At 39.0% G+C, this 17,005-nt stretch carries 14 protein-coding genes; 6 read left to right on the forward strand and 8 right to left on the reverse strand.

What is annotated here, in order from left to right; all coding sequences use genetic code 11:
- Window positions 1–2: 2 nt before the first annotated feature.
- Window positions 3–1,145 (reverse strand): cysteine desulfurase family protein, encoded by a 1,143-nt coding sequence (locus MHI20_RS07235; RefSeq protein ID WP_340937363.1) that lies wholly within the window; start codon window positions 1,143–1,145, stop codon window positions 3–5.
- A gap of 202 nt (window positions 1,146–1,347) precedes the next feature.
- On the opposite strand from MHI20_RS07235, the gene brnQ (MHI20_RS07240) reads away from it, so the two are divergent.
- Both brnQ (MHI20_RS07240) and brnQ (MHI20_RS07245) read left to right on the forward strand, forming a co-directional pair.
- On the forward strand, window positions 1,348–2,691 hold the full coding sequence (gene brnQ, locus MHI20_RS07240; protein ID WP_340937365.1) for a branched-chain amino acid transport system II carrier protein: 1,344 nt from the start codon (window positions 1,348–1,350) through the stop codon (window positions 2,689–2,691).
- 213 nt (window positions 2,692–2,904) lie between these two features.
- The gene (brnQ, locus tag MHI20_RS07245; protein WP_024718689.1) at window positions 2,905–4,248 is read left to right on the forward strand and encodes a branched-chain amino acid transport system II carrier protein; all 1,344 of its coding nucleotides are present in this window, start codon (window positions 2,905–2,907) and stop codon (window positions 4,246–4,248) included.
- 40 nt (window positions 4,249–4,288) lie between these two features.
- Here brnQ (MHI20_RS07245) and ezrA read toward each other — a convergent pair whose 3' ends face one another.
- Window positions 4,289–5,992 (reverse strand): septation ring formation regulator EzrA, encoded by a 1,704-nt coding sequence (gene ezrA / locus MHI20_RS07250; RefSeq protein ID WP_338705693.1) that lies wholly within the window; start codon window positions 5,990–5,992, stop codon window positions 4,289–4,291.
- A gap of 336 nt (window positions 5,993–6,328) precedes the next feature.
- Between ezrA and hisJ the strand changes: the two genes are divergently transcribed.
- Entirely contained in the window at window positions 6,329–7,144 is an 816-nt protein-coding gene (gene hisJ / locus MHI20_RS07255; RefSeq protein WP_047945281.1) for a histidinol-phosphatase HisJ, read from the forward strand.
- On the opposite strand, the gene refZ is transcribed toward hisJ, so the two are convergent.
- Entirely contained in the window at window positions 7,114–7,779 is a 666-nt protein-coding gene (gene refZ / locus MHI20_RS07260; protein WP_008343081.1) for a forespore capture DNA-binding protein RefZ, read from the reverse strand. The two genes, hisJ and refZ, sit on opposite strands and share 31 nt — an antisense overlap.
- A 126-nt stretch (window positions 7,780–7,905) precedes the next feature.
- Here refZ and MHI20_RS07265 point away from each other — a divergent pair, with 126 nt between their 5' ends.
- The 3 genes from MHI20_RS07265 to MHI20_RS07275 all read left to right on the forward strand — a co-directional run bounded on the left by MHI20_RS07265 (window position 7,906) and on the right by MHI20_RS07275 (window position 10,112).
- Window positions 7,906–8,406 (forward strand): GAF domain-containing protein, encoded by a 501-nt coding sequence (locus MHI20_RS07265; protein WP_340937368.1) that lies wholly within the window; start codon window positions 7,906–7,908, stop codon window positions 8,404–8,406.
- A gap of 299 nt (window positions 8,407–8,705) precedes the next feature.
- Complete coding sequence (rpsD, locus tag MHI20_RS07270; protein WP_007501777.1) at window positions 8,706–9,308, forward strand: 30S ribosomal protein S4; 603 nt, start codon at window positions 8,706–8,708, stop codon at window positions 9,306–9,308.
- A gap of 243 nt (window positions 9,309–9,551) precedes the next feature.
- A complete protein-coding gene (locus MHI20_RS07275; protein WP_100325112.1) occupies window positions 9,552–10,112 on the forward strand; it encodes a hypothetical protein in 561 nt (186 codons plus the stop codon).
- 8 nt (window positions 10,113–10,120) lie between these two features.
- On the opposite strand, the gene MHI20_RS07280 is transcribed toward MHI20_RS07275, so the two are convergent.
- From MHI20_RS07280 to MHI20_RS07300, 5 genes are read right to left on the reverse strand one after another with little or no spacing between them, the layout of a single operon-like run.
- The gene (locus MHI20_RS07280; protein ID WP_100325111.1) at window positions 10,121–10,720 is read right to left on the reverse strand and encodes a cysteine hydrolase family protein; all 600 of its coding nucleotides are present in this window, start codon (window positions 10,718–10,720) and stop codon (window positions 10,121–10,123) included.
- Window positions 10,721–10,769: 49 nt separating this feature from the next.
- Window positions 10,770–10,982 (reverse strand): hypothetical protein, encoded by a 213-nt coding sequence (locus tag MHI20_RS07285; RefSeq protein ID WP_035702043.1) that lies wholly within the window; start codon window positions 10,980–10,982, stop codon window positions 10,770–10,772.
- A 19-nt stretch (window positions 10,983–11,001) separates the two neighbouring features.
- Window positions 11,002–14,166, reverse strand: a complete 3,165-nt coding sequence (locus tag MHI20_RS07290; protein ID WP_340937374.1) for a type I restriction endonuclease subunit R — start codon at window positions 14,164–14,166, stop codon at window positions 11,002–11,004.
- Window positions 14,167–14,184: 18 nt separating this feature from the next.
- Window positions 14,185–15,420 (reverse strand): restriction endonuclease subunit S, encoded by a 1,236-nt coding sequence (locus MHI20_RS07295; protein WP_340937375.1) that lies wholly within the window; start codon window positions 15,418–15,420, stop codon window positions 14,185–14,187.
- Complete coding sequence (locus MHI20_RS07300) at window positions 15,410–17,002, reverse strand: type I restriction-modification system subunit M (RefSeq protein WP_340937377.1); 1,593 nt, start codon at window positions 17,000–17,002, stop codon at window positions 15,410–15,412. Before MHI20_RS07300 ends, MHI20_RS07295 begins: the two co-directional genes overlap by 11 nt.
- Between the last annotated feature and the right edge of the window lie 3 nt (window positions 17,003–17,005).

Genomic DNA, 17,005 nt, shown 5'->3' on the forward strand with positions numbered 1-17,005 from the left:
TGTTATCTCATTCCTTTTAATTTTTTCACACTTTGTGCGATCGATGTGATGATTTGCGGCGCTAGCTCTGGTCCTTGTCCATATGTCAAACTGATTCTCATGCTGCTTTTGGCTGCTTCTTCTGATTTTCCCATCGCCAGCAGGACACGGCTTGGTTCCTTTTTCTTAGCAGAACAAGCAGACGTTGTCGAAACGTAAATGCCTTCTTTTTCGAGCATATGCAGAAGGACTTCGATCTGAATACCTGGCACTGAAAAATTCACAATGTGCGGTGCGCTATGCGTCAGCGGTGTGTTTATGACGACGCCTTCTATCTTTCCAAGCTGCTGCTCTAGCTCCGTTTTTAAGGCGATCATCTCATCATGATGCTTGTTTAAATATTCAAATGATTGCTTTATGGCTTTTGCTAAACTGACAGCTCCAGCAGGGTTCTCAGTCCCTGAGCGAAGGCCTAGTTCCTGCTCTCCTCCTGTGATAAAAGGGGCAAGCACTACACCTTTCTTTAAAAAGAGCGCTCCTGTGCCTTTTAAGCCATGAATTTTGTGACCAGACATCGTTAAAAGATCAATATCCATCTCTTTAGGCAGCGGAACCTTGCCAATTCCTTGTACGCCGTCGACATGAAAAATCGCCTCTTTGGCATACTTCCGAATGATGCTGGCCGCTTCCTCTATCGGCTGAATCGCGCCTGTTTCATTGTTTACATGCATGAGACTGACAAGCACTGTATCAGGGCGAAGCACTTCTTTTAAATGCGTCATATCTGCACGGCCATGCTCATTTACTTGAATATAGGAAATATCAAAGCCAAATAATGTTTTCAGCTGTTCAAACGATTCAATGACAGATGGATGCTCAATCGCTGTTGTGACAATATGTCTGCCTCGGTTCATCTTGGCAAGAGCAGCCCCTTTGATGGCAATGTTATTTGCTTCTGTTGCACCTGAAGTAAAAATAATCTCATATTGTGTAAAACCTGTATAGTGAAGGATTTGTTTTCGCGTTTCACTTAATAGACGGCTCGCATCAACTCCAAGTTGATGCAGCGAAGACGGATTCCCAAAAAAACGCTCACTCACTTGCTGATGTACTTGTAAAACCTCTGGATAAGGCTTTGTTGTAGCACTATTATCAAGATAAATCATATCTTAAACTCCTTACAAAAAAACTTAAAAAATAAATGCATTTATATGTTACCATAATGAAGTCAGACAGAGAATTTTCTGAAAATGGCAGTTGACAACTTTTTATTTTCACTATATCATCCATAGTGCAATTGTCATATAAACACCTAAATTGTCAGAATATTTAAATTTGACACAATACACTGATTGAGGAGGGACTATTTTGAATAATAGTTTAAGTATAAAAGAAACATTTGCTATTGGACTAATGCTTTTTGCATTATTCTTTGGTGCAGGAAATATGATTTTCCCGCCTGTTCTTGGACAATATGCTGGTGAAAACGTATGGCTTGCCATCGGGGGATTCCTACTTACAGGCGTAGGTCTTCCACTATTAGGGGTTATTGCTGTCGCCCTTACAGGTACCGGAGCCAAAGGTCTTGCCGATAAAGCACACCCTAAATTCGGGACTATCTTTACCGTTATTCTGTATTTATCCATTGGACCATTTTTCGCCATTCCGCGAACTGGTACGGTTTCGTATGAGATAGGATTAGCTCCATTTCTCTCAGGTGCCCAAGCCACTTCATGGGTACCACTATTCATCTTTACCGTAGTGTTTTTCACTATTTCATACTTGCTTGCGTTAAATCCTTCAAAGCTGGTTGATCGTATTGGTAAAATTTTGACACCGATCTTATTAACTGTTATTGCTATTATTGTCATTAAAGCCATTGCTACGCCAATGGGAATGATCGGTGCTCCAGATAAAACATATGAGGCAAATCCGCTTTTCACTGGATTTTTAGAAGGCTATAAAACAATGGATGCACTTGCTTCTATCGTATTTGGAATCGTCGTGGTGACAGCTGTTAAGGACAGAGGCATCACAGAGCGAAAATCTCTTGCAGCAGCTTGTATTAAGGCAGGACTCGTAGCAGCTGTTGGACTGGCACTCGTGTACATTTCACTTGCTTATGTGGGTGCTTCAAGCCCCGATGCCACGGGAATGGTTGGAGCAAATGATGGCGGCAAACTGCTTTCACTTTCTGCCAACTTTTTATTCGGTTCTGCTGGTAACATTGTTCTTGGCGCAGCCATTTTATTCGCTTGTTTAACGACTAGTGTTGGACTTATTTCATCTTGTGGAGAATACTTTTCAAAGCTCTTCCCTAGCCTGTCTTATCGCACAGTCGTTCTGATCGTCTCTTTATTTAGTACACTGGTTGCAAACCTTGGACTCGCACAGATCATCTCACTATCTGTTCCAGTTCTTGTGACCATCTATCCACTGGCCATTGTCATTATTTTATTATCGTTCCTTGACCGCTGGATTAACGGCAGAAGAATCATTTATATCACTTCTCTCATCTTTACTGGTTTCTTTGCCATCATTGATGGATTATTAGCTGCCGAAGTGAATCTAGGCGGATTGCCTGGCATCTTGAAATCAATTGTTCCGTTTTACGATTTAGGCATTGGCTGGATCATACCCGCTATTATCGGTGCTTTGATTGGTGTACTTATTTCCATGTTTACCAGCCCACCAAAGCAACTTGCCTCATAACATCACAAGCCAAAACATCCCCTTCCAAAGAAGAAGGGGATGTTTTTTTATTGTTCTTCATATACTAAAATAGAAAAATTCATGACTTTTGTACGAAAACACATGTTGACATCAGGCGTACATCCTTTATAATTAGTGATTGTTAATGATGAACGGTTACCTAGCAACTAATTAACAGAATATTTCAACATAATAATGGAGGCTTTAAATGCAATGAAGGCAACTTTGTCGACGAAAGATACGGTTATCATAGGTTTTATGCTGTTTGCTCTATTCTTCGGCGCCGGTAATATGATTTATCCACCAGAGCTTGGGCAATATGCTGGGCAAAATGTGTGGAAAGCAATGGGCGGATTTTTATTAACAGGTGTCGGTTTACCTCTTCTAGGGATTATTGCAATCGCTTTGACAGGTCGAGATGCGAAAGGATTAGCTGATAAAGCTCACCCAGCTTTTGGAACAGCGTTTACCGTCATTTTATATTTATCTATCGGGCCACTTTTCGCTATTCCTCGTACAGGAACGGTTTCATATGAAATTGGTGCACTACCCTTTTTAGCTGGTGTACCAGCTTGGCTCTCACTTCTTTTATTTACACTGGCCTTTTTTGGTATTACGTATTATCTTGCACTAAATCCAACGAAAATTGTGGATCGTGTAGGGAAAGTGTTAACACCGATTAAATTTACGATCATTTTGATTATTATCGTCAAAGCCATTTTGACACCAATGGGCGTCATTGGCACACCTGATGTGTCCTATAGCAATGGATCATTTTTCAAAGGGTTTTTAGAAGGCTATAAAACCATGGACGCTCTTGCATCTATTGTGTTTGGGGTTGTTGTCATCAACGCCATTAAAGGACGTGGTGTAACAAGTAAAAAAGCACTCACATCTGCTTGTATCAAAGCTGGCCTAATTGCAGCTTGCGGATTAACATTTGTTTATCTATCACTTGCTTATTTAGGTGCTTCAAGTACACACGCGATTGGTTTTGTTGGAGATGGTAGTAAAATCTTGGCTCAGTCTTCTCAATTTCTTTTTGGCAGTTTAGGTAATATTGTGTTAGGTGCGGCGATTACGGTTGCCTGTTTAACCACAAGTATCGGTCTCGTGACATCGTGCGGAGAGTATTTCTCAAATTTATTACCTAAACTTTCTTATAAAATGGTCGTTACACTCGTCACATTATTCAGTTTTATCATTTCAAATTTTGGACTTGCTCATATTATCGCTTTTTCAGTACCTGTGTTAACTGCGATTTACCCGTTAGCGATTGTGATTATCGTCTTATCACTTGCTGACAAATGGCTTGGTCATAGAAGACCTGTGTATGTCCTTACTTTGATTTTAACTGGCTGCGTCAGTCTGTTTGACGGCTTAGCAGCGGCGAAACTGCCGATTGGTCCTGTGAAAGATCTCTTTCAAACGATCTTGCCGCTATATGACCTTGGCATTGGCTGGATTGTACCTGCCATACTCGGAATCGTAATTGGATTTGTTATCTCTCTATTCACTTCTTCTGCTTCAGAAGAACGCCAAAAGCAAGCTTCATAACATGGAAAAAGCTGAAGTCCCAAAATGGACTTCAGCTTTTTTATTGATGCTGATATTCTTTTTCTTGCTGAGTTAAAAGCTTCTGAACGGCTCCAGGTGATGCTTTTTCGACAGCTGCTGCTGCCACATCAAATGAATCGTTATAATCATAGGCATAAAATCTTCGTTCTGCCTCTTTTAATTGCTCTGAAAGAATGTGGTTTTGACTTCTAAACCGGTTGCCGTATTGTATAATCCGTTCAATTTGATCCACTTTACGAAGCATGTCATGTGTTTCATCAACCACTTGTCTGACTGTTTCAGAGGCTTCTTTTAATTGCTGGTTCACTGCTAGCATATTCAGCGGCAAATTCTCTAACTGCTCCTGCACTTGCTGAATCATCTCCTGCGCTTTTTCAGCACGGTCTTTGATGTCAGCAGGTACACCTGGAATGTTGCTTTTGTGCAGCTGGCGCACTGTATCTGTCAGCATTGTTTTAAGTTCAGCCAATGTTTCTCTTGCCTGTAATTCTTCTTTTCGTAACGATTGAAGGTGATCTTTAAACGCTTCATGAAGCGTTTTGGCTTCCTCAATAAAGGCCTCAAGCTGATTGATTTCATCCATTAATAATGTGTATGCGACATGGTCACGATCAAGCTTCTCTCGTATTTGCTTCATGAGCTTTTCAATTTCTTCTAATCGTTTTTCGAAGGCTTTCTGCTGATCCAGCTCTCCCGCTGTCAGCTTGTAGCTTTCTTTCACAAGAGCCGTTTCTGCCTTAGTCTGCGTGTGGTCTTGTTCAAGTTTTTCAAATGCTTCGGTCAGCTCAGGCATTTTGCTCTTGATTTCCTGACCTGCTTCTACTTCTGCTTCTAGCTGATCATACAGCGTCTGAATCGCATCATCAATCATTTGCAGAATGCTTGATGCTTCATCTAAATTGAGTTCATCAATCAGCAGTTTCTCCGCCCGGGTCAGCTGTTTATTCAAGTTCTCCAGCTCTTTTGTGATCTGGATGTGCTCTAGCTTGTAGCCTTTGTCTGTCATTTCTTTATAACCGTCTTTCAGCTTCGTTAGCTGACCTGGCACCGTTTGTTTGCAGTCTGCGATGAGCTTCGGTACATCATTGATATATAATTGCAGCTGATCGAGTCTGCGGTCTTGCTCAAGCAAAATTTTCCTTGCTGTCATGTAGTTTCCGTTTTCTGTTTCTTCCTCGTACTGCTTGATCCCTTCCCAGGCCTCATCTAAGTCCTGCTCCATTTTGTCATAAAGGGTGCCGTATAAATGGCTGTAAGCAAGTAGATTTTTTCGTACCGTTTGATATTGCTCTTTGACCTTCTCGATGTCTTTTCGGTTTTGCTCTTCACTTGTGACAAGGTCTGCAATCTCTTTTAAAATGTCTTCGATGTTTGAATCAGCAGCCGTGAGCAGATCTCCTATATGTGCAAGAACTTGCTTCGCTTTGGAGAATCGATATTTATCAGAATACTCCTCTGCATCGTATAATAGCTCCTCTACCTTTGGAAGATGGGCTGTGACGATATCGTCCCACTCTGCACGCCATCTTTCAAAAAACTGCTCTGTTTCTCCGGTCATTTTTAAATGTTTGATTTTTGAAATTTCTTCTACAATTGATCTGTTTAAAATTTCAATTTTCCATGCTTCCAATCGGTCAATCTCTTTATATATATTTTTTCTGAGGAAATAACCGACTGAAAACAAAGCAAGCAAAATGACAATTAAACCGATGATAAACTCCATAATGAGCCCCCTTGTTGTGATCTAAGTGATGTCAGGGTAGTGTCCCGAGTAGACCTGAGAACCCTTTCGTGTCCGCTTTGCATTTGTTTTTTATAAGCAGGATTGTATTTTTGCCAATACGATCCATTCACGGTTTTATGTATGTTTTTTCAAGAAAGTCATTCAGGCTTTCTATCATTTGATCACATGTATTGATGTGACCTGTTTTTATGTATGCGGAAGCTGTCGTTTTCATTGTTATTATGATACCATGTAACCAGCATTTTTGGTCATGATTTTTCATTATTTTCGCTGATAAACATGACGTTTTTCAAAATATCGACAAGAGGTGACGACATGTTGAAACAAGATGCACATTTACATACGCCATTTTGCCCGCACGGTACGCTTGATCCTTTTCATTCTTATATTGAAAAAGCTATGAAAAAGGGATTTGATTCCATCACCTTTACCGAGCATGCCCCGCTGCCTCCTTCGTTTCGAGATCCAACGCCTGAGCAGGATAGCGCCATGAAGCTTCGAGACCTTGAAGCCTATTTGACGAAGCTGGATCAGCTGAAACAGGAATATAAAGGACAGTTAATAGTAAAAACTGGGCTTGAGGTCGACTATATCAAAGAGTATGAAGAGGAAACAAGTGCCTTTTTAGACTGCTACGGCCCTGAACTAGACGATAGCATTTTATCTGTTCACTTTCTTCCTGCTGGCAATGATTATATTTGTCTTGATTTTGATGAGCACGCCTTCAAGCAGCTGATCAGTATCTATGGCAGCACCGAACACGTCTATCAAAGCTACTATGACCAAATTCATTCTTCTATTCTATCATCTTTAGGTCCATATAAGCCAAAGAGAATCGGTCATATCACCCTTGTCCAGAAATTCAAACAACTTTTCCCATACGAAATGTCGCCAGAACTATGTCAAAGGGTCACCCTTTGTCTTGAAGAAACGGCAAAAAAAGGCATGTCCTTAGATTTTAATACATCAGGTCTTCGTAAAACATATGCCAGAAGTATCTATTTAGATCAATGGATGATCGATCTTGCAAAACAGAAAAAAATTCCGCTCATATTCGGGTCTGATGCCCATCAAGCGGAAGATCTCGGGTATGCGTATGATCAATTTGAAGACATCATGAGTTTCAGGTGAGGATCAAGTGCGGGTTCATTTGGTTCTAACAGATGATGAAGCGACCGGCTCAGTTCCTTATAGTACGTTTGATAAAAGTAAGGCTCGTTTGGGTTGATATAAAGCACCTCTGTTAAATATTGCGGCTGCAGATATGGCATCATCAGAAGTGATTTTAGCTGGATCATAAATGATGAGAGTGACAGCTGCTTACAAATCACATGGGTGCTTTTTCCTTTTTCAATGATGAGCTGAAACAAGTATTTTTCCTTTGTTAAATAGGTGGACATGATTTCCCTGATCAACGTTGAATCAATGGTCACTTCTCGATAAACGAAACGGGTTAATTGACGATTTTCATGCTGATAAGATAAAATATCAAAAACCACATGAAGTAAACATTCTTTTGCATGACGGGTTTCCATGTGCTGGATGTGCGATTCAATCATCTGAATATAGCCTTCATAAAAATCGGATACGAGCTGCTCGAGCAGCCCTCCTTTTCCTTGAAAGTAATAAGATATATGGGCAACGTTGACGTTTGCTTCCTTCGCAATCTCACGGACAGAGGTTCCAGAAAATCCTTTTTGGTTAAAAAGTCTGATGGCAGCTTCAATAATACGGTCTTTTGTTTGCACGGTTGTTGATGTTTTCATCCGCTCACCCCTCTTCATGTGTACATACTTCAAGGTGAAGGCGGAAGTTCCTTTAATCATTGCTCGACAAATCCCACATGCGAAGCGCAAGTTATGTATTTTTGAGATAGAAAGTAGGAGATTTTCATGTTTCATGTCGAAAAACAGTCTGGCGATCCATCGAAAGACTATCAATTACTCATCAAGCAAGTAGAAGCGATTACGGATGGTGAACCTGATCTCATTGCCAACCTAGCCAATGCTGCGGCGCTGCTTTATCACTCGCTTCCTGAGGTCAATTGGGCAGGATTTTATTTAGCAAAAGGCGGAGAGCTTGTGCTTGGTCCATTCAACGGACTGCCTGCATGTGTACGCATTCCTTCTGGAAAAGGGGTTTGCGGTACAGCATTTGCGACAGGTGATGTACAGCGTATCGCTGATGTGCATGCATTCCCTGGTCATATTGCATGTGATGCCGCATCGCAATCTGAAATTGTGATCCCGCTTAAAGTAAATGGACAAATCATTGGGGTACTCGATATTGACAGTCCAGTGAAAGATCGTTTCAAAGAAGTGGATGAAACGTACTTAGTTCAATTTACAGAGGTTCTCCAAAATGCGTTATCAGCATCTACTGATGCGTCATGATGCGTGAAAAGCAGACAATGTGTCTGCTTTTTTCTTTATCGGTAAAGCCGGCCGTGTTTGACATTCTCCTCTTTAAATAGGTTGACTTCTCCTATCTGGCGTCATATAATAGAGTTTGTGTGAAATATGGCAGCCTTTTTGTTCGGCTTTTTTGTATCATTTTGTTCCTTCTATATGGAGGTGCATCTTGTAACTCCCTGCTGCTGGAGCGAGGATGCATGAAAACATAATGACGGAAAAGACAAAGAACAGACGGTTTTTATTTTTCACAAATAAAAACAATAAGGAGGAGTCACATTATGGCTCGCTATACAGGTCCAAGTTGGAAGATTTCCCGCCGTTTAGGCATTTCATTAAGCGGAACAGGTAAGGAACTTGAAAAACGCCCTTACGCTCCAGGCCCACATGGTCCAGGACAACGCAAAAAACTATCTGAATACGGTTTACAATTACAAGAGAAGCAAAAGCTTCGTCACATGTACGGTGTCAACGAACGTCAATTCCGTACACTATTTGACAGAGCTGCTAAACTTCCTGGTAAACAAGGTGAAAACTTCATGATCCTTCTTGAAACTCGCCTTGACAACCTAGTATACCGTCTTGGCCTTGCTCGTACGCGCCGCCAAGCTCGTCAGCTAGTAAACCATGGTCACATCCTTGTTGATGGAAGCCGTGTAGACATCCCATCTTTCTCTGTGAAACCAGGTCAAACGATTGCTCTTCGTGAGAAATCTCAAAACCTTGCAGTTGTGAAAGAATCAGTTGAAGTGAACAACTTCGTACCTGAATACCTTACTTTCGATGCTGAAAAGCTTGAAGGAACTTTCACTCGTCTTCCAGAGCGTTCTGAATTAGCGCCTGAAATCAGCGAACAACTAATCGTTGAGTTCTACTCTCGTTAATTTCATGACTCTCTCAGAGAGTGATCAAACAAACCCTAGAGACCTTGATTGTTCAAGGATTTCTAGGGTTTTTTGTTCGGTCTTTTGTATGATACTCTCTAGCTACAAATAACTTATTTGCACACAAGAAAATTAGAACACCGATTACTCTTTACTCTTTTTCGTTTTCCTCTTACAATTACATTTACTGGATAACTCCCAACTTAAAACAATAATATAAGGAACGTTAAGGAGGAAAACAATTTGTCGATCATTTCATTTATGTTAGCACTTATGCTCATTTCAATTGTTATCTATGCGGTTTTGAGAAAGACAAAAGTTGTCGATGAAGCGCCTGGAACTATCGCTGAAATTCTCCTCATTTTACTCATCTTTTTTTCGATTAGTTTTGTCATCATCATTCCAAGTTCTGTACTTTATGTTGTTTCATTAGGAGTGAATTTTCTTTTTGGAGAATATATTACCTATGCATCCTTTCTTTCATTATTGACCTTCTGTCTATTCGTCAGTGGGATTGTTCTTTTTTGGTCGATCTTTTTAGTATTCATTGGTAAAGGAATTTCCTCTTTGCTAAGATTTCCTCAATGGTTCACGTTTATCTTTGAATTTTTACTCTCATGGATCGTTGTGCATTTCTCAATTAAGTTTGTACTTAATATGAACATAGTCAATGTCTCCATTTGGGAGCACGGCACACTCATTTTATCTTTCTTTGTCAGCTTCTTATTTATTGGTATTGATCTCATCTACTCAAGTATTGAACAACGAAAACAGCCGCTGGATGAACAAGCAAAAAGCTCCTAGAGACGATTCTAGGAGCTTTTGCTTGCCCAATTTGTGATCAGCTGCTCAGTTGTCAGGACAGTCGCAAATTCGTCATGCAGTGTTGCAAGTGAAAGGCGATGGATCGTTTCTGGATCATAGTATGTACCGGTTTGATCTGTTAAACCAAAGGCGGCTGTTGCATCTGACATGAGGTATGTATCAAAGCCTAGGTTTCCACTCATTCTTGTTGTGGTAGATACGCAGTGCGGTGTTGTGAGTCCAGCAATCACAACAGTGTCGATCTCGTTTGATCTTAGTTGTTCCTCTAAGTTTGTGCCTATAAAGCTGCTGTTGACTTTCTTTTGTATGACCGTTTCTTCATCTAGCGGTTTAGCGATCTCTTTGAAGGAGTGCCCTTCATTTGCTGGATGAAATAAGGAGTGCGGCTGATCCGATGTATGCTGAATATGAATGACTGTCCATCCTTTTTCTCTCCAAAACGTCAATAGACGACTGATGTTCTTCTCTGCATCTAGGTTATTCCGTTCTCCCCATTTTTCGTGCTCGAATGCTTTCTGTACATCGACCATAATCAAAGCCTTTTGATGATGTTGCACAAATACCCACCTCCGAAGATTCTCGTTCATTATATGTAGTGTAAGGAATGGCGGTTGATTTGTACATGTTTTTATTTGGCTATGTACGATGTTTTGTCTGTTTTTGCAGTAAAAAGACAAACCACACACTGGCTATTAAGTAATAGATACCAATGATGGATGTACAATTAGATATGACTTCTGCCCATTGCACTGATTTGACGATTGCCATCCAGATCATATAGATGATCAGAAATGAACATGGGAAATAGAGAAAGTAGCCTAAGAAATATTGTTTGAGTTTTTGCGTCATTTGAAACTCCTTATCAAGATTATCTTAATTCATCATCCAGAGGAACAATCACTTCATCTAACAATCTTCTCCACGCACGTTTCATTTCAGGCCCGTATTTTAATGGTTTCGCATCCGGATGAATTGCTTTGTATTGATCAAACTGTTTACTATCAATGATGTTCCCTATATTCGGAATAGGATCAGTTCCTATCATATATTGAATAGATGATAAATGGAGTTCGTTCTCATCCACGAACCACGTTTCAGCAAATTCTTTAATATGGGAATTTTTCTTTTTTGTAAAGAATGTTCGTTTGACCACTAATATATCTTCATCTGGATTCACCTGTTTATTGTCCATTTCATTGAGGATCGCTCGATACACCTCTTTTACAACTTCAGCTTTTTTCAATTTTTGAAGTGCCTTTTCGATTTCTTGACGGATATCATGATTATTGGCAGAGTAATTTCCTAACAGTTGATCAATAAAGGCAGAGTCAATGTCGTATAGCTTAACAGAATTCTCACCATAAAATTCAATATCCGAGAAGTTGGGTGTTTTCTCTTCTTTCTCTTTCGTCCCTTCTTCTACTAGTGAGCCTTTGATTGTATTGTATATACCGATATTTTCTTCGATCACCATCACTTGTTCTCGCAAGGCTTTTGATGCTTCCATATCATCGTTGTAATTGTCATACGTCACGAGAGCTTCATAAGCATTACTCAGCTCTTGGAATGCTTTAACAAATTCAACACGTTCCTCTACTGGCGAATGCTCGTCCAATTCAGAAAGATTGATATCAAGTGACTTTAAGGTTTTATGTGCCTTTTTAAATCGTTTCAATGATTCTTCATAAGTTGGGTACACAAGATTCGTTTCTTCCTGTTCGTTAGAGTATGTCTTGGTCGCTTCCTCTACATTCCACTCCATCGTCCACGGCTTTCTAAACGTCATGATGAGCCCTTTTGTTTTACCAGGATATGTACGATTTGTTCGCGAGAAAGCTTGAATTAAACCCGCATACTCTAGTAGTCGATCCACAAAAAGAGTTTGTATGGTCGGCGCATCAAAGCCAGTTAAAAGGCGATCAACCACAATCACTAAATCTATATGCTTACCAAATTGTTTAAACTCCGCTTTTTTTCGGGCTAATCTGTTGTTAATGTCCCCATTATACCGCTCAATATCTTGAATCGACCAAGCGGTATCATAAGATTGATTATAGTCTTTGATGATGTTTATCATATCTTCTTGATCTAGTTTTGAAGTTTCTTCATTATCATTTAATGAGTAGGTGATCGCGATTCTAGGAAAATCCTTATCCTCTATCGTTCGCCCTTTACGAATCGGATGACCTTCAAACTCTTTTGCCATCCAATCAGGATCTTTCGTCATCCTTTTTATCGCATCATAATATCGTTTGGCCATCGCAATAGAGTTTGTTGTCAAAATAGCGGACTTTTGCGGTCGTCCGTTTTTGAAATCAAACTTTGTATAAGCATTATCCGGTCGAAATATCTTATGGATGACCTTTTGAATATGCTCATCACTTTCATAGATAGTGGATGGCAAATGGGATTCCTTCTCCATCCCATCCATTTGATCAATATACGTATTTAATTCATCATCACTAAGATGAGCGTATTTGTCATTTTGACGAAGCCGAGAAAAAATATGATTGCTAAGAGAGTTTGGTTCAATCGTATCTTCATGTTCTACTTGGAATCCTAGAACTGCACCATCATCTAAGGCGTTTTTAATCGTATATGTATGAAGCTCTTCACCGTATTGATCACGAGTCGTACGAGCTAACTGCCCTTTTGGTTGTTTTTTATTAACATCGAAAATAGGTGTTCCAGTAAAACCAAACCAAGTAGAATTAGGGAACGTTTTCTTCACAGACTCCATGCCCTCCGCACTTAATGCTCGATGGCATTCATCAACAACAAAGACAATATGTTGTCCGATCAGTTTTTGAAATCGGTTCTTTCCATCTTGCTCTTCTTGTTTTTTTGCATAATTGATAGCATTATCTAGTTTCTGACGAGTCGTAATAATAATGGTATTTGAATTGGCATCCGCTAATAATGTCTCACTCAGTTCTTTTGCACTGCCAGTTCCAACAATTAAACTATTAGACTTTGCCTTACCTGAAGAGATACCTGTATTAAATTCAGACGCAAACCTTGTGAATTCTGTCGTTGTTTGATTGTCTAAATCTTTTCGATCAATGAGCATAATCGTCCGGTCAACGCCAGGTTTCCTTGCTAATAATTTGGTTGCAACGAAACTCGTTAATGTCTTTCCTGACCCTGTGGCATGCCATACATATCCAGATTCATGCTTCATCGCCGCCGTAAACAATGCTTCAATTGCGTGTATTTGATATGGATGTAAAACCATTAACGCTTTTTGATCATTTTCTTCGCTCACAACGGTATATTGAGCGATCAATCGATGGGCATCTGGAATGTTCAATACTTGTTTCACAAATTCATAGAGATTGTTAACTTTACTGTTATTTTTTGTCCGCCAACTAAAAACAAACTTCTTATGCATATCTTTTGGCAGAGCATTGGCAAAATAACGAGTCGTTTGTTCATTTGAAATGACAAATAACTGAAGAGTGGAAAAAATATTATTACGAAATAGCCCTTCCTCTGCATACTTCTTCACTTGATTGTATGCTTGAAACACACCGTCTTTTGCCGTAACCTTTTTTAATTCAATTTGCACAATGGGTAACCCATTGATTAATAACGTCACATCAAAACGACGGTCGCGTTCGTCAATGCTCTCTCTTTTTTTCGCAATTTGATGAACAACTTCATATGTAGAAATGCCCCCACCGATATCATGATTTGAATAAAGAACGAGTGACATCGAACCTAGGGACACATCATCTCGTTCAATCGTAATGCGAGCAATCCCATTTTCACCTTTTAGCCACCTTGCTGCATCAAAAGGTGTTTGCGTTTTATTTAAAATTTCCGTTTTAATTTTATCAAATTCCTTATCAGAAATCGGATGTTCCCCAATTTCTGATAAGTTGTTTTGTGTGATGATCTTTCGTAAGTTCTGCCATAAGTCGGATTCTGATTTTAAATCCGGACGATAGTTCCATTGATTATGTCCTTCGCCCATTACCTCAATTAACTGACGTTCTATTTCTGTTTCATCTCTATGTTCATTCTTCCCCATTTTATTTCCCCCTTTTGCTTAGACAAACATCTTTTGTAAAAAGGCTTTTTTGGTTTGCTTTAGAATATCTAGTTCTTTTTCTTTTAAAGTGATTGTTTCGTCTATTTTCATGAAAAACTCTCCAATTTTAGTTTGTTCATCTATAGATGGGTACACATATTCAAACTTCAGTACATTTGTGAGGCTAATTCCAAACACTTTCATACCTGTACCTACTCTATAACCATGTTTTCTAAAGGGGTGAGAGTTTATTAAATAATATAAAAACAAAGAGTTAACTTGTTTTTGCTTAGGTCGTAAAGCTATAGTGTGTAATCCAGCCACTAATTTATAAGGAATATCCTCATAAACTAGTGCAGGAGTTGCTATTCCTTGATAATCCTCAGATGCATCTGCTAGTACTAAATCACCCTTTTTCAACAGCTCATAGTCACCTGCTAGAATATTAGGTAGTTCATTTTTCCTCCCCACAATATTCGCAATTTTTTTATGAATATCACCATAATGGATGTATCGAAATCCGGTATCATTAAGCGTCTCCACGTCACGAGAAAGTGAGTATGATTTTACTCTATCCACAAGAGAAATTAATCTACTCTCTCTCCACTCCCCACTAAATCCAGTAAAACGAATTTCCGGTACCAATTCTCCTTCTTTCGGAAACATTTTTTGTAAGAATCCTTGTTTCGTTTGTTTTAAAGTGTCTAGTTCTCGTTCTTTTAGAGCGATTATTTCGTTTAACTTCTTGAAAAAGCATCCAATTTTCATCTGTTCTTCAAAGGATGTACATAAGATTGTAATTTTGGAGATTTCATTTTTATTAATTTTTTTAGGGAAAGCGATATGCAATGTTTTTCTCCACAGCTCTTTTTGCGTTGTTGGAGCATGAATATTGGCTTGTAAAAAATATGGATTTAATACTTGGGTTTTAATTAATGCAAGACTAACATAATAAGCGATAGGAACATCCTCATCTACGACATTCGCGGTTCCTATATCACCTATTCTAGTCATTAACAAATCATTTTTTTCAGGCCTTATTCTAAACTCTTTATTAAACGCTTCTTCACTTATATACTTTGAAGATTTAAGGCTTTTTATATTTTCAACACTTAAAAACATAATGCCTTCTTTTGTATATTTTGGGGTTTGATGTGTACCATCATACACATCTGCAACTTCTCCTAACTTCCACTCTTCCCATTCCCCACTAAACTCCTTAAATCTCACTTCTGGTATTTTCTTACTCCCCACGTTTGAACACCTCTAACGCACCTTTCATCCATTTTGCATTTTCCTCATCAAACTGCATAGAAGAAATCATTTCATATAAGTTAGACTCTAGTTCTTCTTTTTCTTTTCGAATCTCTTGGATTTTTGTTCCAATGGCGGTCATATCGACAGGCTCTTCTTCTTCAAATGTATCGACATATCTTGGAATATTTAAGTTGAAATCATTCTCTTTAATCTCTTCAAAGCTTGCGACATGTGCATACTTTTCTACATCTTCTCGTTTTTGATATGTCTCTACTACTTTATCAATGTGGCCAGTTGATAATTTGTTTTGATTTTTTCCTTTGGTAAATTCTTTACTCGCATCAATAAATAGTACATCGCGCGTTGTACGGTTCTTCTTTAAAATGATGACAGTGGTTGGAATACTAGTACCAAAGAATAAGTTTGCCGGTAAACCGATCACCGTATCAATATGTCCATCTTCTAGTAATTTTTTACGAATGACGCCTTCTGCTGCGCCTCTAAAAAGAACACCATGTGGCAGGACAATCGCCATAGTTCCAGAATCTTTTAAATGATATAAGCCATGCAAAAGAAAAGCAAAGTCCGCTTTTGATTTCGGTGCCAACTTTCCATAGCGATTAAAACGTGAATCATCTAAAAATGTATCGTCTGCTGACCATTTAGCTGAATATGGCGGATTCATTAGAACTGAATCAAATGTATATGGCTCATCGGTTGGCCAGTCTTTATTTAGTGTATCCCCGTTACGCAAGCGCATGTCCTCGTAATCGACACCGTGCAAAATTAAGTTCATTTTTGCTAAATTATAAGTTGTCGTATTCAGTTCTTGCCCATGATATTTTACACTTTCTGGATAATTAATGTAATTACGAACATTTAACATTAAAGAACCAGATCCCATAGTAGGATCGTACACACTGAATAATTTTTTTTTCTCTTGTCCCATTGCCACAATACGCGCCATCATGATAGACACTTCATGTGGTGTATAGAATTCGCCTGCTTTTTTCCCTGCTTCAGAGGCAAATTGACTGATTAAATATTCGTAAGCATCCCCAATGACATCTCCATTATGACCAATAACATCGACATCATTTAATTTTTTCAGTACCTCTGTAATGGTGATATTTCTCTGTTGATCATCTGACCCTAGTTTTTTCGATTTCAAATCCACATCATCAAACAAGCCACTAAATTGAAGATATTTCGTCGATAAATCAATGAATGCTTTATTCAAATCATTCAACTGAAATATATTCTGTTTTGCCTGACTCGCTAACTCACTAAATAAATACGTTGGTTCGATATCATACCCTATCGTATCGACTAATGTTTCAATTAAGTCTTTTTGAATATCCTCATCTGATAACAACTCTTTGTATAATTGCGCTTGTTTATCCTGCGTGTCATACTCTTCCAGTGATTCATCTGCAACTTCGACCACTTTTTCTAATAATCGATCAGATAAATATTTATAGAAGATCAATCCTAATAAATAGTTTTTATACTCTGAAGCATCCATTTTGCTTCTAAGGTCATCTGCGGCACTAAATAATGTTGTATGTAAGTCAGCCATCGT

Origin of the sequence: Bacillus sp. FSL K6-1106 (genome assembly GCF_038005245.1) — a bacterium.
Classification (GTDB): domain Bacteria; phylum Bacillota; class Bacilli; order Bacillales; family Bacillaceae; genus Bacillus; species Bacillus altitudinis.